17 protein-coding genes are annotated in these 19876 nt (G+C 68.1%); 7 read left to right on the plus strand and 10 right to left on the minus strand.

Going from position 1 to position 19876, the window contains the following annotated elements; translation table 11 throughout:
* Positions 1 to 560: 560 nt before the first annotated feature.
* The 4 genes from DN412_RS33910 to DN412_RS33925 all read right to left on the minus strand — a co-directional run bounded on the left by DN412_RS33910 (position 561) and on the right by DN412_RS33925 (position 4882).
* The gene (locus tag DN412_RS33910; protein ID WP_425267468.1) at positions 561 to 1730 is read right to left on the minus strand and encodes an MFS transporter; all 1170 of its coding nucleotides are present in this window, start codon (positions 1728 to 1730) and stop codon (positions 561 to 563) included.
* Positions 1731 to 2084: 354 nt separating this feature from the next.
* Positions 2085 to 2849 carry a crotonase/enoyl-CoA hydratase family protein gene (locus DN412_RS33915; RefSeq protein ID WP_078196485.1) on the minus strand — a complete coding sequence of 255 codons (765 nt, stop codon included), beginning with the start codon at positions 2847 to 2849 and terminating at the stop codon, positions 2085 to 2087.
* Between the two features lie 43 nt (positions 2850 to 2892).
* On the minus strand, positions 2893 to 3657 hold the full coding sequence (locus DN412_RS33920; RefSeq protein ID WP_115215588.1) for an SDR family NAD(P)-dependent oxidoreductase: 765 nt from the start codon (positions 3655 to 3657) through the stop codon (positions 2893 to 2895).
* 46 nt (positions 3658 to 3703) lie between these two features.
* The gene (locus tag DN412_RS33925) at positions 3704 to 4882 is read right to left on the minus strand and encodes a thiolase family protein (RefSeq protein WP_115215589.1); all 1179 of its coding nucleotides are present in this window, start codon (positions 4880 to 4882) and stop codon (positions 3704 to 3706) included.
* Between the two features lie 216 nt (positions 4883 to 5098).
* Between DN412_RS33925 and DN412_RS33930 the strand changes: the two genes are divergently transcribed.
* Both DN412_RS33930 and DN412_RS33935 read left to right on the plus strand, forming a co-directional pair.
* A complete protein-coding gene (locus tag DN412_RS33930; protein WP_115215590.1) occupies positions 5099 to 5914 on the plus strand; it encodes an IclR family transcriptional regulator in 816 nt (271 codons plus the stop codon).
* Positions 5915 to 6122: 208 nt separating this feature from the next.
* Complete coding sequence (locus tag DN412_RS33935; protein WP_115215591.1) at positions 6123 to 6791, plus strand: peroxiredoxin-like family protein; 669 nt, start codon at positions 6123 to 6125, stop codon at positions 6789 to 6791.
* Between the two features lie 75 nt (positions 6792 to 6866).
* Here the strand turns inward: DN412_RS33935 and DN412_RS33940 are convergent, their stop codons facing one another.
* From DN412_RS33940 to DN412_RS33950, 3 genes are all read right to left on the minus strand, one after another.
* Entirely contained in the window at positions 6867 to 7772 is a 906-nt protein-coding gene (locus tag DN412_RS33940) for a LysR family transcriptional regulator (RefSeq protein WP_115215592.1), read from the minus strand.
* Between the two features lie 17 nt (positions 7773 to 7789).
* A complete protein-coding gene (locus DN412_RS33945; protein WP_133303119.1) occupies positions 7790 to 8026 on the minus strand; it encodes a hypothetical protein in 237 nt (78 codons plus the stop codon).
* Positions 8027 to 8183: 157 nt separating this feature from the next.
* On the minus strand, positions 8184 to 8978 hold the full coding sequence (locus DN412_RS33950) for a crotonase/enoyl-CoA hydratase family protein (protein WP_115215594.1): 795 nt from the start codon (positions 8976 to 8978) through the stop codon (positions 8184 to 8186).
* Between the two features lie 211 nt (positions 8979 to 9189).
* Here DN412_RS33950 and DN412_RS33955 point away from each other — a divergent pair, with 211 nt between their 5' ends.
* The 3 genes from DN412_RS33955 to DN412_RS33965 all read left to right on the plus strand — a co-directional run bounded on the left by DN412_RS33955 (position 9190) and on the right by DN412_RS33965 (position 13805).
* Entirely contained in the window at positions 9190 to 10413 is a 1224-nt protein-coding gene (locus tag DN412_RS33955) for a CaiB/BaiF CoA transferase family protein (protein ID WP_115215595.1), read from the plus strand.
* 68 nt (positions 10414 to 10481) lie between these two features.
* The gene (locus DN412_RS33960; protein WP_425267469.1) at positions 10482 to 11468 is read left to right on the plus strand and encodes a Bug family tripartite tricarboxylate transporter substrate binding protein; all 987 of its coding nucleotides are present in this window, start codon (positions 10482 to 10484) and stop codon (positions 11466 to 11468) included.
* 156 nt (positions 11469 to 11624) lie between these two features.
* Positions 11625 to 13805, plus strand: a complete 2181-nt coding sequence (locus tag DN412_RS33965; RefSeq protein ID WP_115215596.1) for a PQQ-dependent dehydrogenase, methanol/ethanol family — start codon at positions 11625 to 11627, stop codon at positions 13803 to 13805.
* A gap of 25 nt (positions 13806 to 13830) precedes the next feature.
* On the opposite strand, the gene DN412_RS33970 is transcribed toward DN412_RS33965, so the two are convergent.
* From DN412_RS33970 to DN412_RS33980, 3 genes are all read right to left on the minus strand, one after another.
* Positions 13831 to 14754, minus strand: a complete 924-nt coding sequence (locus DN412_RS33970; RefSeq protein ID WP_244222904.1) for a Bug family tripartite tricarboxylate transporter substrate binding protein — start codon at positions 14752 to 14754, stop codon at positions 13831 to 13833.
* Between the two features lie 98 nt (positions 14755 to 14852).
* Positions 14853 to 16280 (minus strand): amidase, encoded by a 1428-nt coding sequence (locus DN412_RS33975; RefSeq protein WP_115215597.1) that lies wholly within the window; start codon positions 16278 to 16280, stop codon positions 14853 to 14855.
* A 108-nt stretch (positions 16281 to 16388) separates the two neighbouring features.
* Positions 16389 to 17336, minus strand: a complete 948-nt coding sequence (locus DN412_RS33980) for a LysR family transcriptional regulator (protein WP_078196477.1) — start codon at positions 17334 to 17336, stop codon at positions 16389 to 16391.
* A gap of 148 nt (positions 17337 to 17484) precedes the next feature.
* Here DN412_RS33980 and DN412_RS33985 point away from each other — a divergent pair, with 148 nt between their 5' ends.
* Together DN412_RS33985 and DN412_RS33990 are read left to right on the plus strand one after the other, a co-directional pair.
* Positions 17485 to 18714, plus strand: coding sequence for an acyl-CoA dehydrogenase family protein (locus DN412_RS33985; protein WP_115215599.1), 1230 nt, complete (start codon positions 17485 to 17487; stop codon positions 18712 to 18714).
* Entirely contained in the window at positions 18711 to 19859 is a 1149-nt protein-coding gene (locus tag DN412_RS33990) for an NAD(P)H-dependent flavin oxidoreductase (protein ID WP_244222902.1), read from the plus strand. The genes DN412_RS33985 and DN412_RS33990 overlap by 4 nt, the downstream gene beginning before the upstream one ends.
* The last annotated feature ends 17 nt before the right edge of the window (positions 19860 to 19876 follow it).

Here is a 19876-nt window from a genome sequence, read left to right on the forward strand (position 1 = left end):
ATCCTCTACGAGGATCGCTTCACACAACCCCATCACTGAGATAGGATCAAAGGCCTGCCTGCCGCGCAGCCTGCCCGGCAGGCAGGCCTTTAGCCTTGCACACAAAAATCCTGACACCCCCCATAGGACGTGGCCGTCCGCCTGCCACGTTAGGGCCGGCGCGAAGCGCAGCCGAAGGCGTCCGACCGACGCGGTGGTTAGCAGGCTGCCAACCGCCTAAAGTCGGGTTCGTCCAATAGTCCGTCGATGTGGGCACAGACAGGGTGCGTAGCAGGCCCCCCGAACGGGCAACCACGCCAAACGGCAAGCACCACCGCCCGAACCACCCCCACCACCAAATTGATGGCCAGCCGCCTGAGGCGACGCGTTTTTTGGTTACTTTTTGTCGCTCGGACAAAAAGTGACCCGCCCAGCAGGGCGGAACCAGGCGGTTAATCNTCGAACCCGACCTACATAACCAAGCAAGCCAACGAGCAAGAAGCCCCGCCGGCTACGCCGGCGAAACAGCCCACACCAAGAACCACAACCAGCCGCACCGCACCAACCCACTACTCAGCCCTTCAGGAAGTAGCCATCAGCGGCGGCCGCCGCCGCGTAGCCACCGCAAAGGCAATCTGCGCCAGCCCGGCAGCCAGCCCCAGCGCCACGCCGACCTGCCAGGCCACGGTATAGGAACCGAGCGCGTCATAAACCACCCCGCCGCCAAAGGCACCGACAAAGCTACCGATCTGGTGACTGAAGAACGCCACGCCGCCCAGCATCGCCTGCCAGCGCAGCCCGAAGGTCTCGGCGATCCAGCCCGATACCAGCGGCGCTACGCCCAGCCACAGGAAGCCCATCACCGCGGCAAACACCAATGTGCTCTGCGGCGTGGGCGCCGACGAGAAGTACCAGGTCAGCGCCAGCGAGCGAATCGTATAGATGCCCCCCAGCAGCATCAGCTTGTTGAAGCGGCCGCCGGCCCACCCGAAGAAGATGCTGCCCAGCACGTTGAAGCCGCCGATCACGCCCAGCGCCTGGGCGCTAAGCATCGGGTCCATGCCGCATACGTCGAGATACGACGGCAGGTGCGTGGTCAGGAACACCAGCTGCATGCCGCAGACGAAATAGGCCAGTGCCATCACCACGAACGGCGCATGCCGCAGCGCGGTGCCCAGCGCTTCGCGCGCGCTGTCCTGGCCGCGCCCCGCGGGCAACACCAGCGGCATCCGGTCCACGCGCCCGGCAAACCACGCTGCGGGTAGCATCACCAGCGCCAGCACCACGAATGCGGCCAGCCCGGTGCGCCAGCCGTAGGCCTGCGTCACCATCTGCCCGATCGGCGCCGCCAGTAGCGCGCCCAGAGATCCGGCGCCGGACACCAGCCCCAGCACCGTGCTGCGCAGCGCCGCGGACACCGGCCGCGCCGCCACCGCCATCGCCAGGGCGCTGCCGGTGCAGGCCATCGACGCGCCGATGGCCACGCCCGCGCCCAGCGTGACGCCCACCAGGCTGTGTGCAGTTGCCAGCAGCACCAGCCCGGTCACGTACAGCAGCGATCCGGCCAGCATCAGCGGCCGGAAGCCGATCCGGGTGGCCCAGGCGCCAGCCAGCGGCTGCAGCAGGCCCCAGGCCAGGTTCTGCACGGCAATGGTGATGGTGAAATCCGATACCGAGATGCCGAGGTCGCGCGTCAGCGGCGGCATGAAGATGCCAAGGCTCTGGCGCAGGCCCATGGCCAGGCTGAGCATCACGGAAGCGCCGATCAGGATCGGCAAGGCCGGGCGCAGGCCTGCGTAGCGCGAAGGCGCGGTGAGGGTAGTCACGGTTTGGTCTCGTCGATGTCGTTATTGTTGTGAGCCCCGGGGCGCTTTCTATGTATTGAATGTCCTTGTATTTAAGCGAGCGCTGAATATACCGCAGGGTAGGGCGAGCGTATGCCGCAGGCCCGACCGTGTCAATTTGGCATTGGGCCGGGCAGCCTTCCGTTTTGGCAAAGGCGGCCCGGCACTCTGCTAGTCCAGGCTGACTTTGGACCGGCTTGCGGCCGGCCGTTCTCTAATGCGCGGCGGATGACATCGATGCCCTCCGCCTGGCGTGGGCTATTACTTGCCCGTCCATACCGGCTTGCGCTTCTCGGCGAACGCGGCGGCACCCTCGCGGGCATCGGCCGAGGTGAACACCGGCGCCAGCAGCGGGCGCTGGCGCTCGAACATTTCCTCGGCGCTCCAGTCGGCGGACTCGGCCACGATCTGCTTGCTGACCGCAACCGCCAGCGGGCCGTTGGCACCGATCTCGTCGGCCAGCGCCAGCGCGCCATCGAGCGCCTGGCCCGGTTCGGTCAGGCGGTTGATCAGGCCATAGGCGTGGGCCTGTTCGGCGCCCAGCATATTGCCGGTCAGTGCGTATTCCATGGCGATGTGGTACGGCACCCGGCGCGGCAGGCGCATCAGGCCGCCGGCGCCCGCCACCAGGCCGCGCTTGACTTCAGGCAGGCCGAACTTGGCCGCCCTGGACGACACGATCAGGTCGCAGGCCAGTGCCAGTTCGAAGCCGCCTGCCAGCGCATAGCCTTCCACTGCGGCGATCAGCACCTTGCGCGGCGGCTTCTCGGTCAGCCCGCCGAAGCCGCGGCCGGGCAGGCTGGGACGCTTGCCTTCCAGGAAACCCTTCAGGTCCATGCCCGAGCAGAAGGTGCCGCCCGCGCCGGTCAGGATGGCCACGCTCAGGTCGTCTCGGCTTTCCAGCTGGTCGATGGCGGCGGCCAGCGCCGTCGCGGTCTCGAAGTCCATGGCGTTCTTCGCCTGGGGCCGGTTCATGGTGATCAGCAGCGTATTGCCGCGGGTTTCGAGTTGCAGCGTGTCGCTCATGTGCGTTTCCTTGTCAGCAGTCGATATCGGTGTGGCCGGCGGCTCAGCGCGGCGCCATGCGTATGGCGCCGTCCAGGCGGATGGTTTCGCCATTGAGCATGGGGTTCTCCAGGATGTGCAGCGCGGTCGACGCGTATTCATCCGGCGCACCCAGTCGCGCCGGGTGCGGCACCATGGCGCCGAGCGAGGCACGCACGTTGTCGGGCAGCTTGGCCAGCAGCGGGGTGTCGAACAGCCCCGGGGCAATGGTGCAGACGCGGATCGCGCGCTGCGCCAGGTCGCGCGCGGCCACCAGCGTCATGCCAACGATGCCGGCCTTGGCCGATGCGTAAGGAATCTGCCCGATCTGGCCTTCGTAGGCGGCCACCGATGCGGTCAGCACGCAGGCGCCACGCTCGCCGTCGATCAGCTCGTTCTTGGCCATGCGCGCGGCACCCAGGCGCAGTGCGTTGAAGGTGCCGATCAGGTTGATGCGCACAATCGACTCGTACTTTTCCAGCGAACCCGGTGTGCCGTCCTTCTCGACCACGCGCACCGGACCGCCCAGGCCGGCGCAATGGATCAGCGCGCGCAGCGGGGCAATGGCTTCGGCGGCGTCGTAGACGGCGTTCATCTGGTCGGTGTCGGTCACGTCGGCCTTCAGGAAGCGGACCTTGCCGCCGAACTCGTCGACGGCGGCGTTGCCGCGCTCTTCAGACAGGTCGGCGATCACGACGTCGACGCCGCGTTCCACCAGGCGCCGCACGCAGGCCAGGCCCAGGCCGGAAGCACCGCCGGTCACGACGGCGGACATATTGGTCAGTTTCATGCTGTGTCTCCTAGATTGGATGCGTTGTTCGGTAGGGGGGCGCCGCTCACAGGCGCTCGATGATGGTGGCGTTGGCCATGCCGCCGGCTTCGCACATCGACTGCAGGCCATAGCGCTGGCCGCTGTCTTCCAGCGCATGCAGCATGGTGGTCATAAGCCGCACGCCGGAGGCGCCCAGCGGATGGCCCAGCGCAATCGCGCCGCCGCGCGGGTTCAGGCGCGCCGGGTCGGCGCCGAGTGCGCGCTGCCAGGCCAGCGGCACGCAGGCAAAGGCTTCGTTGATTTCGTAGTGGTCGATCTGCTCGAGCTTCAGGCCGCTCTTCTTGATGGCGCGCTGGCTGGCGGGGATCGGGGCGGTCAGCATCGCGATCGGATCGTCGCCGCAGACATCGAACGCCACGAAGCGCGCGCGCGGCTTCAGGCCCAGGCGCTGCGCCATGGATTCGCTCATCAGCAGCATGGCAGCGGCGCCGTCGCTGATCTGCGAGGCATTGCCCGCGGTCACGTTCCAGCCGATCTGCGGGAAGCGCGCGCTGAGCTCGTCATTGCGGAACGAGGCCTGCAGCGTGCCCAGCTTCTCCACCGACGTACCCGGGCGGATGGTCTCATCGTGCTCGACCACGCCATTGGGCGTGCTGATGCCCAGGATCTCGCGGCGGAAGGCGCCGCTTTCGCGCGCGGCGGCGGCCAGCTCGTGCGAGCGGGCCGAATAGCTGTCCATGTCGTTGCGCGACAGTTCGTACTTGGCCGCGACCAGTTCAGCCGCCACGCCCTGCGACACCAGGCCGGGCGCGTAGCGCGCTTCCATCGACGGGCCGTATGGGTTCTGGCCGATACGCGCCGAGCCCATCGGCACGCGGCTCATCGACTCGATACCGCAGGCGATGACGATGTCGTAGGCGCCCGCCATGATGCCCTGCGCGGCAAAGTGCACCGCCTGCTGGCTGGAGCCGCACTTACGGTCGATGGTGGTGGCCGGCACGTGCTCGGGAAGGCCTGCCGCCAGCCACGCCACGCGGCCAGGGCCGGCGGATTGCTCGCCCGCCTGCGTCACGCAGCCGGTGATCACGTCGTCGACCAGGCCCGGGTCCAGCTTGTTGCGTTCGACCAGCCCTTTGAGCACCTGCGCCAGCAGCTCGGTGGCATGGAGTTCGGTAAAGGCCGAACCGGGCTTGGAGCGGCCCATCGGGCTGCGGATGGCGTCGACGATGACGGCTTGTTGCATGGGGTGTCTCCTGAAGAAGCTGAGCGTTGCGAGTCATGGCTGGGATATTGAGACGACCGTACCGAAAAGTGCTCGTCTAATACGATGAATTGGGATTCTGGCTTCGGAAAAGCCTCATGTAAACCCAAAAAGCCAGGTTTGACTTTGGAAAAAACGAAGGGCAACATCCGGGTTTTGAGACTCGCGTATCAAAAAACCTTAAATCAAGGCAATAACATGACGAATGCTTCACACGCTTCCCTGGCCCCGCCGCCCGCCGATGCCGACGGCGAGGCGCGCCTTGTCAGCGCGCTGGCGCGGGGCATTTCGATCCTCAACTGCTTTTCCCCGACAGTGCAGGAGTTGAGCAGCCGCGAGCTGATGGAGCGCACCGGTCTGACCAAGCCAACCCTGTTCCGGCTGCTCGACACCCTGTGCGAACTGGGCCTGCTGCACTACTCGGAGCGCCTGTCGCGCTACGTACCCGGGGTGGGGCTCATCAACCTGGCCGCGCCCGCGCTGGCGCGCATGACGATCCGCCAGCTGGCTCGGCCGGCCATGCAGCAGCTGGCCGACCATATCGCCGGGCAGGTCGAGCTGATCGTCGGCAGCGGCAATGCGCTGACCTATGTGGAGATCGCCCAGGGCGTGGGCAGCCATGTGTTCCGGCCCGAGGTCGGCACGCGCGTGTCGGTCTCGCGCACGGGCTCCGGACGCGGCTACCTGATGCTGATGACCGACGCCGAGCGCGAGGCGTATCTCGCCCAGCTCCGCGCCGCCGATCCGCAGCGCGCCGACTGGCTGCAGCAGCGCCTGGCCGATGCCGCCCGCGACCTGCAAGACTATGGTTTCTGCCGTGGCCACCGCGACCTGCACCGCGAAGTGGAATCGATTGCCGTGCCGATGCGCACCCGCCGCGACGGCGAGGCATGGATCTTCGCGGCGTCGGTGCCGGTGTTCAGCCAGCAGAGCAAGCAGCTGGAGGAGGATATCGGGCCGCGGCTGGTAAGCCTGGTGCGCAATGTTGAGGGGGCGCTGGGCGTGGCCGGCTGAGCGGCACGATGCGGGATGGCGGGCGCTGGCATCCGACAACGGCAAACCGTCGCGAGCACGCCGCTTCGCCATGCCTCTACGGAATGGGAGTTATTCGCCGGTGCCGGCTACCGGCGCGACAGGGGTTCACGGAAGATGGGTTCCACGACGAGCCGATCGCTCGCCTGCCAGGAAACACGGACTTCCACTTACCTCAAGGAGATTCGCCATGTCGCTCCAGGACAAACTCGACGCATTCAAGGCCGACTTCAAGGCGGGCAAGCCGCCGTACAACGCGCCTCCCGAAATCCACCCGATCATGGAGCGCGCGACCGCCGAACTCGTCGCCAGCGGCCAGGCCGCGCGCGCAATCAAGGCCGGCGACCGCGCACCGCAATTCCGTCTCAAGGATCAGGACGGCAACGAAGTGTCGTCGGCCGACCTGCTCGCGAAGGGGCCGCTCGTCGTCACGTTCTATCGCGGCGTCTGGTGCCCGTATTGCAACCTCGAACTCCAGGCGATGAACGAAGCGCTGCCGCAGATCCAGGCGCTTGGTGCGAACGTGGTCGCGATCTCGCCGCAGACGGCCGTCAACAGTCGCAAGTCGGTGCGTACGAACAAGCTGGGCTTTCCGGTGCTGAACGACGCACGGGGCGAGACGGGTGCCGCATTCGGACTGCGCTTCAGCCTGCCCGACTACCTGGTCGACCTGTACAAGATGCTCAGGAACGACCTGCCCGCGTTCAACGACGATCCGAGCTGGACGCTGCCTATGCCCGCGCGCTACGTGATCGGCCAGGACGGCATCGTGCTGTATTCCGAAGTCAACCCCGACTACACGCATCGTCCGGATCCGTCGGAAATGTTCCCGGTCCTCGAAAAGGTCGCCAACACCTGATCGGCGCCGGGGCCGCGCCGATGCAAGTGGCGCGGTTTCCGCGAAGGCCGCGCTCGTGAGCTTCCTGAGCGGTATTCAGGCAGCCGGCGTGCGTTCACCGTCCGCGAGCGCCTGTTCGACGAACTCGACGAACGCGCGTGCCCTCGCCGTCACGAGCCGGCCGGCCGGAAACACGGCCCACAGATCGATCGGCGGCAACTGCCAGTCGGTGAGCACGGCCTGCACGCGCCCTGACTCCAGTTCCGGCGAAAACATCCAGCGCGACGCGACCGCCAGGCCCATGCTGCCGAGCACAGCGGTCCGCATGCCCTCGGCCGCGCTCACGCGCAGCCGGCCCGACACGGCCACCGCGACCTCGGAGCCGCTCTTGCTGAACGACCACGCTTGGCCGCCGCCGCGCTGCGAATAAACGATCGCCTGATGGCGAATCAGGTCGGCCGGCGCCTTCGGCACGCCGGCACGCGCGAAGTATTCCGGCGTGCCGACGACGAGCCGCGGGCTGCGCGCAATGCGGCGCGCCGTCATCGACGAGTCGATCAGCGTGCCCATCCGCAACGCCACGTCGGTGCCCTCTTCGAGCAGATCGATGTTGCGGTCATCGAGCGCGAGGTCGATTTCCAGATCCGGATGGCGGTTCAGGAAGGTATCGAGCCGCGGTAGCACGTGCAGGCAGGTGAACGACACGGCCGCGCTCACGCGCAGCTTGCCGGACAGGCTCGCGGACGCGTGGCGGACGACCTGCTCGGCCTCGTCGGCCTCGCGGATCGCCAGCTTCGCATGGTCGTAGAAGCGCTGGCCGGCGTCAGTCATCGTCAGCCCGCGCGTCGAGCGCACCAGCAGGCGCACGCCGAGGCGCTCCTCGAGTTGGGCGATCGATTTGGAAATCGCGGGCTGACCGAGATCCATCCGCTTCCCGGCCGCCGAGAAAGAACCGGCTTCCACGACGCTGACGTACGTTTCCATTGCCGCGAGTCGATCCATGTGCTGCTTCTCCTCGTTCAAACCTGCGCTATTCCGAAGAACTCGACCGCCTGGCCGTTCAGCCGCGGATGATGAACGACCGCGCCGAAGCAGTACCCCGAGTCGTAATCGAACGCGACCACCGCGTCCCGCGCCACGCAGTACAGATGCCCGTTGGGCCCGAACCGCAGGCCGCGCGGGCGCCGGAACGGCACTACGTTCCAGGCATCGAATTGTTCGTGGACGGCGGGCTCGGGCAGGTGTGACCGCCGCAAGCGGGTCGCTCTTTCGCTATGCGACGTCGGGCACTGCGTCATCGTGCCCGACATCGAACGACCGGCGCGGCCAGTCAGGGCCGAAAGCGCTATCTAAGTCTCAAAGTGTTACCCATGTGAGTGAACTTGTTTGTTACCCATGTGGTTGTTCCGTACATTACCCCGTAAACACTGGCGTGCGCTTGTCCAGGAACGCCTGCACCGCCTCGCGGTGGTCGGCAGTCTGGTGCGACAGCGCCTGGAAGCCGGCGGACAGCTCCAGCAGCGTATCCAGTCGGGTATGCATGGCCTCGCGCATCAGGCGCTTGGCCAGGCGCACGGCATGCGGCGGGTTGGCGGCGATGCGGCCGGCCAGCTCATAAGCCGTGGGCAGCAGCGCCTCGGGCGCGACCACGCGCGACACCAGGTTCCATTCCAGCGCCAGCTTCGCATCGATCGGCTGGCCGGTGAAGGTCATTTCGGCCGCCCGCGACAGGCCGATCACGCGCGGCAGCAGCCACGCGCCGCCGTCGCCGGGGATGATGCCCAGCTTGACGAAGGACTCGGCAAACTGCGCGCGTTCCGACGCAATGCGGATATCGCACATGCAGGCCAGGTCCAGCCCCGCGCCGATGGCCGCGCCGTTGACCGCGGCGATCACCGGCACTTCCAGGTTGAACAGCGCCAGCGGCAGCCGCTGGATGCCGCAGCGGTAGTCCTGCCGGATCTCCATGCCCGGCACTGCGCCGGAAGCCTGGCGCTCCATGTCCTTGATATTGCCGCCGGACGAGAACGCCGTGCCCGCGCCGGTGATGACCACCGCGCGCACGCTGCGGTCGCCGTGGATACGCTCGATCGCGGCCAGGAACTCCGCCACGGCGGTATTGCCGGTCAGCGGGTTGCGGCGCTCGGGTTCGTTCATCGTCAGGGTGACGATATGGTCCTGCTGCTCGTAGAGAAGGAAGTTGCTCATGGCGATGTCTCCAGTCTGATCTTCGGATGCTGTCCTGGCGCCAAGGCTAAGCGACGCGCGCGCCCGCCGTCCAATATTCATTTCCGCACAGGCAATATCCGCTGGATATCAGTCGCCAACAAATGAATATTGGACCTGCCGACCCCGCGCTCCTAACCTGTGATGCTGGCCCCGCACTGGCGCGCCGCAGAAGAACAGACCAAGGAGACGCATGAAGCAAGCCCTCGAACACCTGAAGGTGCTGGACCTGACCCGCGTGCTGGCCGGGCCATGGGCCACCCAGAACCTGGCCGACATGGGCGCCGAGGTGATCAAGATCGAGCGCCCCGGCGCCGGCGACGACACCCGCGCCTGGGGCCCCCCGTTCCTGCGCGATGCCGCCGGGCAAGAGACGCGCGACTCGTCCTACTTCCTCAGCGCCAACCGCGGCAAGCGCTCGGTGACCGTGGACATCGCCACGCCCGCCGGGCAGGACATCATCCGCGAACTGGCACGACAGGCAGACGTGGTGGTCGAGAACTACAAGGTCGGCACGCTGGGGCGCTACGGCCTGGGTTATGAGGACCTGTGCGCGCTCAACCCCCGGCTGGTGTACTGCTCGATCACCGGCTTCGGCCAGAGCGGTCCGTACGCGGCGCTGCCGGGCTACGACTTCGTGTTCCAGGGCATGGGCGGGCTGATGAGCATCACGGGCATGCCCGACGGCGAACCGGGCGGCGGGCCGGTCAAGTCCGGCATTGCGATCACCGACCTGCTGACAGGCATGTACGCCACCACCGCGATCCTGGCCGCGCTGGAGCACCGCCACGTCAGCGGGGCGGGGCAGTACATCGACATGGCGCTGCTGGACTGCGTGGTCACCATCAACTCCTACCAGGCCATCAACTACTTCCTGTCGGGCAAGGTCCCGCAGCGCATGGGCAATGCGCACTCCAACATGGTCCCGTACCAGGTATTCCGCTGCAAGGAGGGGGACGTCATCGTCGCGGTGGGCAACGACAGCCAGTACCGCGCCTTCTGCGAAGTGATCGGGCGGCCCGAGCTGGGGCGCGACGAGCGCTTCGCCAGCGCGGGACAGCGCAACCGCAACCGCGAGGCGCTGATCCCCCAGGTTGCCGAGGCCATGCTGGCCCGCACCATGACCGATTGGGTGGAACGCATGGAGGCGGCCAACGTGCCGTGCGGGCCGATCTACAACATGGAGCAGGTGTTCGAGGACCCGCAGGTGCGCCACCGCGAGATGCAGGTGTCGCTGCCTCATGGCGCCGGCGTACAGGCGCCCGGCCTGGCCAACCCGATCCGCCTGTCCGGAACGCCGGTCCGCTACGAACGCGCGGCGCCCACGCTGGGCGAGCATACCGACGACATCCTGCGCGATCGGCTGGGCTACGACGCGGCGCGCATCGCGGCGCTGCGCGAGTCAGGCGTGCTGTAGCGCTGGGCCGGGTACGGCCACGAACATCACGACAATAACCAGAGGAGACCAAAATGCCAGCCAGCAACCTGTTCCGCCCAACCGCCGCGAAAGCGGCGGCGATATCCTGCCTTGCCGCGATGGCGCTGTGCGTCGCGGCCATGCCGCTGCACGCGCAGACCCGCGCGCAGCCGATCCGCCTGGTCGTGCCCTATCCGCCCGGCGGCGCCGCCGACCAGATCACCCGCCTGGTGGCACAGCAGGCCAGCGTCTCGCTGGGCACGTCGATCGTGATCGAGAACAAGGCCGGCGCCGGCGGCATCATCGCGGCCGAGACCGTGGCCCGCGCCGAGCCGGATGGCCAGACCTTCCTGGTCGGCTCCAATGCCCCGCTGGTGATCAACAGCGCGCTCTATGCCAAGCTGCCTTATGACCCGGTCAAGGACTTCCGCCCGGTGGCCGGCATGGGCAAGTCGCCGCTGCTGCTGGTGACGCGCCAGGACCTGCCGGTGAAATCCGTGCAAGAACTGGTCTCGCTGGGCAAGCAGGCCCCGGGCAAGCTGAGCATGGGCTCGGCCAGCAACGGCAATATCACCCACCTGGCGGGCGAATATGCGGCATCGTCGCTCGGCATGCGCGTCACGCACGTGCCGTTCGCGGGCAGCGCCCCGGCCATCGTCAGCCTGCTGGGCAAGAACATCGACTTCATGTTCGATGCCTTGCCTTCGTCGATGCAGCAAGCCAGGAGCGGCAAGCTGCATGCGCTGGCCATCCTGGACAGCCGCCGCTTCCCGCTGCTGCCGGACGTGCCCACCATGCAGGAGCTGGGCTTTCCCGGCCTGGAAGCCAGCGCGTGGTTCGGCGTGGTCGCGCCCGCGCGCACGCCCGACGAACCCGTGGCGGCGCTGAACCGCGCCATCAATGCGGCACTGCAGCGGCCGGACTTGCAGGAGAAGTTGCATGCCATCGGCGCGCAGCCCATGCCGGGCAGCGCCGATGCCTTTGGCAAATTCATCCGCGACGAACGCGCGCGCTGGATCCCGCTGGCGAAGACACTGGGCGTCAAGGCCGACTAGCGCTGCGCCGGCCGCGGCCTCACTCAAGCGGGTGAGGGCGGGCGGCTACCGCGCAAGGACCATCCGTCACTTCGGGTAATCCCGGTATGTAAACGGCGCGCGCACAGACCATCCTTGTAGGCGCAGTCCATATAACAAGCCTCACAAGGAGACGAGATGAGCCATGCGTTGATGCGGGCGACGGACACGGCTGCCGTCGACATCGGAAGGCAGGCGCGCCATCCAGCGGGTTCCCGGGCGGGTCGCAGCGCCCGGGCGCTATGGCTGGCCGTGGCGGCACTGGCGCTCGGCCTGCACGGCGCGGGCGCCGGCGCGGCGGCGCCGCGCAATGCCGCAGTCAAGGTCGACGGCAGTTTCATCCGCAGCAACGAGCAGGCCGCCCGCGACTGGCCCAGCCACGGCCTGGACTACGCCGAGACCCGCTTCAGCCGCCTCAGGCAGATCGATGCCGGCAACGTGCGCGACCTGGGCCTGGTATGGACCTACAACCTTGAGTCGACCCGCGGCGTGGAGGCGACCCCGCTGGTGGTGGACGGCGTGATGTACGTGACCGCGTCGTGGAGCGTGGTGCATGCCGTCGATGCGCGCACCGGCAAGCGGCTCTGGACCTTCGATCCCAAGGTGGACCGCTCGCTTGGCTATCGCGGCTGCTGCGACGTGGTCAACCGCGGCGTGGCGCTGTACCAGGGCAAGGTGTTCGTGGCGGCCTACGACGGCCGGCTGATTGCGCTGGATGCCGCCAGCGGCCGCAAGCTGTGGGAGAAGGACACCATCATCGACCGCAAGCACTCGTACACCATCACCGGCGCGCCGCGCGTATTCAAGGGCAAGGTCATCATCGGCAATGGCGGCGCTGAATTTGGCGTGCGCGGCTATATCACCGCCTACGACGCCGGCACCGGCGAGCAGAAGTGGCGCTGGTTCACGGTGCCGGGGGATCCGTCCAGGCCGTTCGAGGACGAGTCAATGGCGGCGGCAGCCAAGACCTGGGACCCCAGCGGCAAATACTGGGAGGCGGGCGGCGGCGGCACGGCGTGGGACTCACTGGCCTTCGACCCCGAACTGAACCTGATGTACGTGGGCACCGGCAATGGCTCGCCGTGGTCGCGCAGCAAGCGCAGCCCGGCCGGCGGCGACAACCTTTACCTGGCCTCGGTGGTCGCGCTCGATCCCGACACCGGCAAATACGTCTGGCACTACCAGGAAACCCCGGGCGACAACTGGGACTACACCTCGACGCAGTCGCTGATCCTGGCCGACCTGAAGCTCGACGGGCAGATGCGCAAGGTCATCCTGCACGCGCCCAAGAACGGCTTCTTCTTCGTCATCGACCGCACCAACGGCAAGTTCATCTCGGCGAAGAATTTCGTCGACGTGAACTGGGCCACCGGCTATGACGCCAACGGGCGCCCGATCGAGCGGCCCGAGGCACGCGCCACCGACAAGCCCTATGACTCGGTCCCGGGCCCGTACGGCGCGCACAACTGGCATCCGATGTCGTTCAATCCGCAGACCGGGCTGGTCTACCTGCCGGCGCAGAACGTGCCGATCAACCTGATGGACGACAAGACCTGGCACTTCAATGAAGGCAAGCCTGGCACGCCGCATGGCAACGTGGGCTGGAACACCGCCAAGTTCCTGAACGCCGAGCCGCCCAAGAGCAAGCCGTTCGGCCGGCTGATCGCCTGGGACCCTGTGCAGCAGAAGGCCGCGTGGACGCAGGAACAGGTGTCGCCGTGGAACGGCGGCACGCTGACCACCGCCGGCAACCTGGTGTTCCAGGGCACCGCCGATGGCCGCTTTGTCGCCTATGACGCGCGCAGCGGCGACAAGCTGTGGGAGTCGCCCACTGGCACCGGCGTGGTGGCGGCGCCGGTCAGTTTCGAGCTCGACGGCGGGCAGTATGTATCGGTCGCGGTGGGTTGGGGCGGCGTTTACGGGCAGGCCCAGCGCGCCACCAACCGGCAGGGGCCGGGCACGGTCTACACCTTCGCGCTCGGGGGCAAGGCGCCGTTGCCCGCCTTTGCCGAATACCGCGCCGGCAAGCTGCTGCAGGGCGTGAAATACGATCCCGCGCTGGGCAAGGAGGGCACCGCCCTGTACGTCAGCAATTGCGTGCTGTGCCACGGCGTGCCCGGCGTGGACCGCGGCGGCAATATCCCCAACCTGGGCTATATCGATGCCGCGTTTATCGAAAACCTGGACAAGGTCGTCTTCAAGGGGCCGGCAATGGCGCGCGGCATGCCGGACTTCACCGGCAAGCTGACGCCCGACGACGTCGAGAAGATCAAGGCCTTTATCCAGGGGACCGCGGACGCGGTACGACCCAAGCCCTGAGGGCCGGGAAGGGCCGGGCCGGGGCTCAGTCCTCGGCCTGGAATCCGGTCGCCTCCACGATCGGCTTCCACGCGGCGCGCTCCAGCTGGATGCGGCGGCGGGCTTCCTGGCCGGGGCGCGCCACCACTTCCAGGCCAAGCGCTTCCAACTTGGCCGCGGTGGCGGCGTTGGCCGAGGCGGCGAGGAACATCTTTTCCACCTGCGCCACCACGTCCGGCTGGGTGCCGGCCGGGACGAACACGCCGTACCAGCTGGTGGCGTAGTCATACTGGCTGAAGCCCTGTTCCTTCATGGTGGGCACTTCGGGCAGTGCCTTGGCCCGGCGCGTGCCGCTCACGCCCAGGAAGCGCAGCTTGCCGCCCTTGTACAGCGGCATCATGCTGGCCACGGCATCCCAGCCGATCGACACATTGCCGCTGATCACATCCACCAGCATCGGGGACGCGCCCCGATACGCCGCCGGCGTGATCGCGATGCCTTCCATCTTGCCCAGTGCCACGGTGCCCAGGTGGCCGGCGCTGCCGATGGTGGCCAGGCCCAGGCTGGCGCCGCCCGGGTTGCGCCTGGCCCAGATCACGTACTCCTTCATGTTCTGGTAGGGCTGATGCACGCCGGTCGCGACCACGGTCGGCACATCGGTCAGCACCGCCGCGGGCACCAGGTCCTTGTCCGCGTCGTAGGACAGCTTCTTGTAAGTCAGCGGAAAGATGGTGAACAGGGGCGAAGGACCAATGAACACGGTCTTGCCATCGGGCTTGGAGCGCTTCACGTAGTCGAGCGCCAGGCGCGCGGAGGCACCGGGGCGGTTTTCCACGATCACCGTGCCGTGGCCGTCCTGGCGCAGTTGCTCGGCATACAGGCGCGCCAGGCTGTCGGCGGCACCGCCGGGCGCGTAGCCGACGATGATATGCATCGGTTCGGCATCGGCCGCGCCGGCCGGCGCGGTCATGGCGAAGGTGGCGGCAGCAACGGCGGTCAGGGCCAGCAGCCGGCGCGTCAATCGGACTTGATCAGTCATGGCAGTCAGGGAGCGATGTTGTGAGGTGGTCAGGGCAAGGCGGGCCACTGGCCGGTGAAGTCATGCACGGATTCGAACAGGGCCGCCGCCCGCAGCATTGCGGCATCGACGCGGAACTGCCCGACCAGCTGCAGCCCGATCGGCAGCCCGTCGTTGCCAAAGCCGCAGGGCAGGCTGATGGCCGGATGCCCCGTCATATTGAACGGCATGGTCCAGGGGAACCAGTTCGCGCGCACATTGGGATAATCCTGGCCGTCGATGTCGATCGTGCCGAAAAGATCCTGTTCCAGCGGCAATGCGGTGCGCGTGATGGTGGGCATGACCAGCAGGTCGGCGCGAGCCAGCAACGCCTGCACGCGCAGGAACAGCTGCGAGCGCTCGAACATTGCCTGCTGGTATTCCACCGCGGTGAAGGCAGCGGCGGATTCCACCTGGCGCACGAAGGTCGGGCTCAGGGCATCGCGGTGCTGCGCCACGATCGGCGCAAAGCGCGTGCGCCATACCGTGTGGTTGATGGCGCGCCAGACCGGCTCCACGTCGAACCCCTCGCCGCCGAAGGGCTCCAGCTCGGCGCCGAGCGCGCGCAGCTTGTCGAGGCTGGCCTCGAACGCGCGCGCCACGTCGGCCGATGCCGGGCGGCCCGGCGGCGCCAGGCAATAGAGGATGCGCCGACCGCGCAGGTCGCCCTGCGGCTGTGCGGCGGCCACGTAGTCTGCTGCTGGCATGCCGATCGACCACGGGTCGCATGCATGCTCGCCGGCCATGGCCTGCAGCATCAGGCCGGTGTCGGCCACCGTGCGGGTGGTGGGCGTCACGTAGGTCTGGTTGCCGAACAGGTCCTGCGCCTGGCTGTGCGGAATCACCCCCTGGCTCTGCTTGATGCCCACGACGCCGTTGCAGGCGGCGGGAATGCGCGTGGAGCCGCCGCCATCGGTTGCCACCGCCAGCGGCGCGATGCCGCTGGCCACCGCCACCGCGGCGCCGCCGCTTGAGCCGCCGCTGGTGCGCCCGGCGTGCCAGGCATTGCGGGTGCGCCCGAACAGGGGCGAATCGGTCAGGCACTTGGAGCCGAATTCCGGTGTGGTGGTCTTGCCGACCAGGATGGCGCCCTGTACGCGCAGCCGCGCCACCGCCACGGCGTCTTCGGCCGGCACGTTGTCGCGCATCGGCACGGCGCCAAAGGTGGTGCGCACGCCGCCCGTGTTGACGATGTCCTTCACCGTGAACGGGATACCGTGCAGCGGGGGCAGCGGCCGGCCGGACATGACTTCCGCTTCCGCCGCGCGCGCCGCGGCCATGGCCTGGTCCGCGCACAGCGTGATAAAACAGTTCAGCACCGGCTGCAGCCGTTCGGCGCGCGCGAGCACGGCACCGGTCAGTTCCACCGGCGAGACTTCCTTGCGCCGGATGCGTTGCTGCAGTTCCGCGGCGCTGACAAGACAAAGCGCTTCGCTCATGGGGCGGGCGTCTCCTTAAAGTGACCGCGCCTGCCGGCTCCGGCGCGCGCAGGCGTGATGTCGATGAGCTGGAACGGGCATCTTACAACCGGCGGGGGTCGGCGGGCATTATCTCCGCCAGGTGCCGTCCGCCAGGAAGCGTTCCACAAGCTCGGGGATGCACTGCGCCACCATGCGTGCCGCCTGCGTGAACGGACGCAGGCTGCTGGCCGCCAGCACCACCGACTGGCGCATGGCGCGCTCGCCCAGCGGCCGCGCATCCATCAGGCCGCTGGCCAGTTCCTCGGCCACGGCGTGATAAGGCAGCACGCTGAAGGCCATGTGATCGGCCATGATGCGCTTGACCACGACCGAGGAGCCGGCATCCATCACCACCGTCAGGCTGAATTTCTGCCGCGTGGCCAGGTCGTCGAGCAGCGTGCGGATGGCATTGGGCGGCACCGGCAGCACCAGCGGAAAGCGCGCCAGCTGCCGCGTGGCCAGCGGGCCTGGCCCGAGACCGAGTTCGCGGCAACGTTCGGCCAGCCGCTCGCGGCGCCCGACCAGCATCAGCGGAGTCTCGAACAGGCGCCGGTAGCTGTTGCGCCCGGCGGCGCGGTAGCGGTTGACCACGCCGAGATCGATCTCTCCTTGCGACAGGCGGGCTTCGATATCGCCGCTATATCCCTCCACGATCCGCAGGCGGATGCCGGGATAGCGCGTGCCGATCTCGGCCAGCAATGCACTGGACAGCGCCGGTGACACCGCCGGCACCAGGCCGATGGTGACCACGCCGCTGACATGGCCGGCATGGCCGCGCGCGGTATCCAGCAACTCGGTCGCGCCGTCCAGCAGCGGCACGGCCTGCCCCAGCAACTGGCCGGCGAGCGACGTGAGCGCCACGCCGCGCCCGTTGCGATAGAAGAGGGCGCCACCGATCAGCCGCTCCAGCGCCGCGACCTGCCGGCTGACCACCGACTGCGCCAGTCCCAGCCGTGCCGCCGCGCTGGTGACGCTACCGGTGCGAGCCACCTCCACAAAGATGCCAAGTGCCTTCAGGGTAAGTTCGTCTTGCATATGCGCGGCTTTATCGATGGCAGTCTGGATTTGCCGGAAGTGGAATTCTGCTATGCATTGTAGGCATTGATCGGTGCCGTGGGCAGGTCTATCGTCCCCTCTAGGCCACGGCCATGACCGATGGCCAGACCATAAGGAGACATTCAGCATGCCAATTCACGCCGAGCATCATCCGCTCGTCTCACTGCAAGCCCCGGAAGCCGACATGCTGGCTCGGGTCCAGGCCCTGGTCCGGGAGCAGATCGGACCGCAGGCCGAGCAGGTCGGCCGCGAGGACGTATTCGCCTGGGACACGTTCCGGCTGCTGGCGGACGAGGGCGTCATCGCCACCGCCTTTCCGCGCAGCCTGGGCGGCACCGAGGCGTCGATGCTGCTGCGCGTGCGCATCATCGAGGAACTGGCGCGGGCATGCAGCACGGCCGCGTCGCTGGTTACCGGCACAGACCTGTCGTCGCGGCCGATCGTCGCCGGCGGCTCGGATGCGCTGCGCAGTGAGGTGGTGCCGAAGCTGGCAACGGGCGCGCAGCAGTCGGCCTTTGCGCTGACCGAGCCCGGTGCCGGCTCGGACCTGGCCGGGCTGCAGGCCACGGCGCGCCGCGACGGCGGCCACTACGTGCTGAACGGCACCAAGAAATTCATCACCCGCGCGGGCGTGGCCGACATGTACGTGGTGGTGGCGCGCCTGGCAGACGGCCCGGCCGGCAGCAAGGGGATGAGCGCCTTCCTGGTGCCGCGCGCCAGCGCCGGGGTCTCGGTGTCGCCGACCATTCCCAAGATGGGCTGGAACGGCGTCCCGATCGCCCAGGTCTGCCTCGACGAGGTGGTGGTGCCGGTCGGGAACCGGCTGGGCGAAGAAGGGCAGGGGATGGCGCTGGCGCAGGATACGCTGGTGCGGGCGCGCATCGGCCACGCCGCCATCGCGCTGGGCCGCATGAGCGGGGCGCTGCAGATCGCCGCCCAGTACGCGGATGTGCGCCGGGTATTCGGGCGCGCGGAGGGCGAGCACCAGGGCGTCCAGTGGATGCTGGCGGACATGGGCGCGCGCATCGAGGCAGCCCGCTGCCTGGTCTATGCCTGCGCGCAGCGCTACGACCGCCAGGACCCCGATACCTCGATCCATGCCTCGATCGCCAAGATGCACAGCACGGACCTGTGCATGAAGGTGGTGGTGGACTGCCTGCAATTGCTTGGCGGCAACGGCTACCTGAAGGCCTATCCGCTGGAGCGCTTCATGCGCGACGCCAAGATGAACCAGATCGGCGAGGGGACCAGCGAGGTGCACAAGAACCTGATCGGGCGCTACCTGATGAAGACTGCGGCAGCGATGCCGCGCCACCCCTGCCTGGACCTGGAACCCGACCTGTTCGGAGCCGCATGATGGCGCACACGCCTGAGCAAACGCAGCAGCCCGCAGCAGTGCAGGATCCGCTCACCAATCCCCTGTGCCGGCGGCTGGGTATCCGCTGGCCCGTGTACGGGCTGGCCCATAGCATCGAAGTGGCCGCCGCCATCTCCAATGCGGGCGGGCTTGGTGTCTACGCCGCCGCGCGGGACGGCCCCGACGAACTGGCGGGCAAACTGCGCGACTTGCGCCGGCTGTGCCCGGACCGCCCGGTCGGCGTGGACCTGCTGTTGCCCACCGCCTTGCCGGGCGCGGTGGAAGCGGACACGGTCGCGGCGGCGGTGCCCGACGGGCACAAGGCCTTTATCGACCGCCTGTTTGCCCGCTTCGAGGTGCCGCCAGCCACGCAGGGCAACTTCTTCTCGCTGTACGTGCGCTCGCAAGCGCTCTTCGAAGAGCAGGTCGAGGCGGTGGCGCAGAGCAACGTCGAGGTCTTTGCCGCGGGCGTGGGGACACCGGCCGGCACGCTGGCCCGCGTGCGCAAGGCCGGCAAGACCACCATGGCTCTGGTTGGCGCGGCACGGCATGCGCAGAAGGCCATCGAGGCCGGCGTCGATATCCTGGTGGCACAGGGCTACGACGCAGGGGGGCATACCGGCCCGATCGGCACCTTCACCCTGGTGCCGCAGATCATTGCCGCGGCGCAGGGGCGGCCGGTGCTGGCCGCCGGCGGGGTCGGCACCGGGGCGCAGATTGCCGCGTCGCTGGCCATGGGTGCGCAAGGCGCATGGCTGGGCACGCTGTGGCTGGGCACCTGCGAGCAACAGCTGGCCGGCCCGCTGGCCGACAAGCTGATCGCCGCCGGCAGCGAAGACACCGTCATCACGCGCGCGCATAGCGGCAAGCCTTGCCGCGTGGTGCGCAGTGCGTTCTCGGACGCGTGGGAGGAGCCGGGCGCGCCTGCCCCGCTGGAGATGCCATACCAGCAGGCGCTCACCGGGCGGCTGCTGGCGGCCGTCGAACAGCACGCGGTGGCGCCGCTGATGTACGAGGCAGCCGGCCAGAGCGTGGCCTGGGTGCGTGAGGTGGAACCGGTGGCAACCGTGATGGACCGCCTGGTGCGGCAGACGCGCGAGGCACTGGCGGCACTGCGGCCGTACCTGGCGGCCAGCAGCGCCTGACGCCATCCCGCAGCCGC

Origin of the sequence: Cupriavidus lacunae (assembly GCF_003353055.1) — a bacterium.
Taxonomy (GTDB): domain Bacteria; phylum Pseudomonadota; class Gammaproteobacteria; order Burkholderiales; family Burkholderiaceae; genus Cupriavidus; species Cupriavidus lacunae.

Bases quoted from the DNA above. Each gene is read 5' to 3' on its own strand.
- DN412_RS33990 (WP_244222902.1), top strand. From the start codon at position 18,711: ATGATGGCGCACACGCCTGAGCAAACGCAGCAGCCCGCAGCAGTGCAG.
- DN412_RS33930 (WP_115215590.1), top strand. From the start codon at position 5,099: ATGACGAATGCTTCACACGCTTCCCTGGCCCCGCCGCCCGCCGATGCC.
- DN412_RS33920 (WP_115215588.1), bottom strand. From the start codon at position 3,657: ATGAAACTGACCAATATGTCCGCCGTCGTGACCGGCGGTGCTTCCGGC.
- DN412_RS33955 (WP_115215595.1), top strand. From the start codon at position 9,190: ATGAAGCAAGCCCTCGAACACCTGAAGGTGCTGGACCTGACCCGCGTG.
- DN412_RS33950 (WP_115215594.1), bottom strand. From the start codon at position 8,978: ATGAGCAACTTCCTTCTCTACGAGCAGCAGGACCATATCGTCACCCTG.
- DN412_RS33985 (WP_115215599.1), top strand. From the start codon at position 17,485: ATGCCAATTCACGCCGAGCATCATCCGCTCGTCTCACTGCAAGCCCCG.
- DN412_RS33925 (WP_115215589.1), bottom strand. From the start codon at position 4,882: ATGCAACAAGCCGTCATCGTCGACGCCATCCGCAGCCCGATGGGCCGC.
- DN412_RS33915 (WP_078196485.1), bottom strand. From the start codon at position 2,849: ATGAGCGACACGCTGCAACTCGAAACCCGCGGCAATACGCTGCTGATC.
- DN412_RS33965 (WP_115215596.1), top strand. From the start codon at position 11,625: ATGAGCCATGCGTTGATGCGGGCGACGGACACGGCTGCCGTCGACATC.
- DN412_RS33975 (WP_115215597.1), bottom strand. From the start codon at position 16,280: ATGAGCGAAGCGCTTTGTCTTGTCAGCGCCGCGGAACTGCAGCAACGC.
- DN412_RS33980 (WP_078196477.1), bottom strand. From the start codon at position 17,336: ATGCAAGACGAACTTACCCTGAAGGCACTTGGCATCTTTGTGGAGGTG.
- DN412_RS33970 (WP_244222904.1), bottom strand. From the start codon at position 14,754: ATGACCGCGCCGGCCGGCGCGGCCGATGCCGAACCGATGCATATCATC.
- DN412_RS33940 (WP_115215592.1), bottom strand. From the start codon at position 7,772: ATGGATCGACTCGCGGCAATGGAAACGTACGTCAGCGTCGTGGAAGCC.
- DN412_RS33910 (WP_425267468.1), bottom strand. From the start codon at position 1,730: ATGCTCAGCCTGGCCATGGGCCTGCGCCAGAGCCTTGGCATCTTCATG.
- DN412_RS33935 (WP_115215591.1), top strand. From the start codon at position 6,123: ATGTCGCTCCAGGACAAACTCGACGCATTCAAGGCCGACTTCAAGGCG.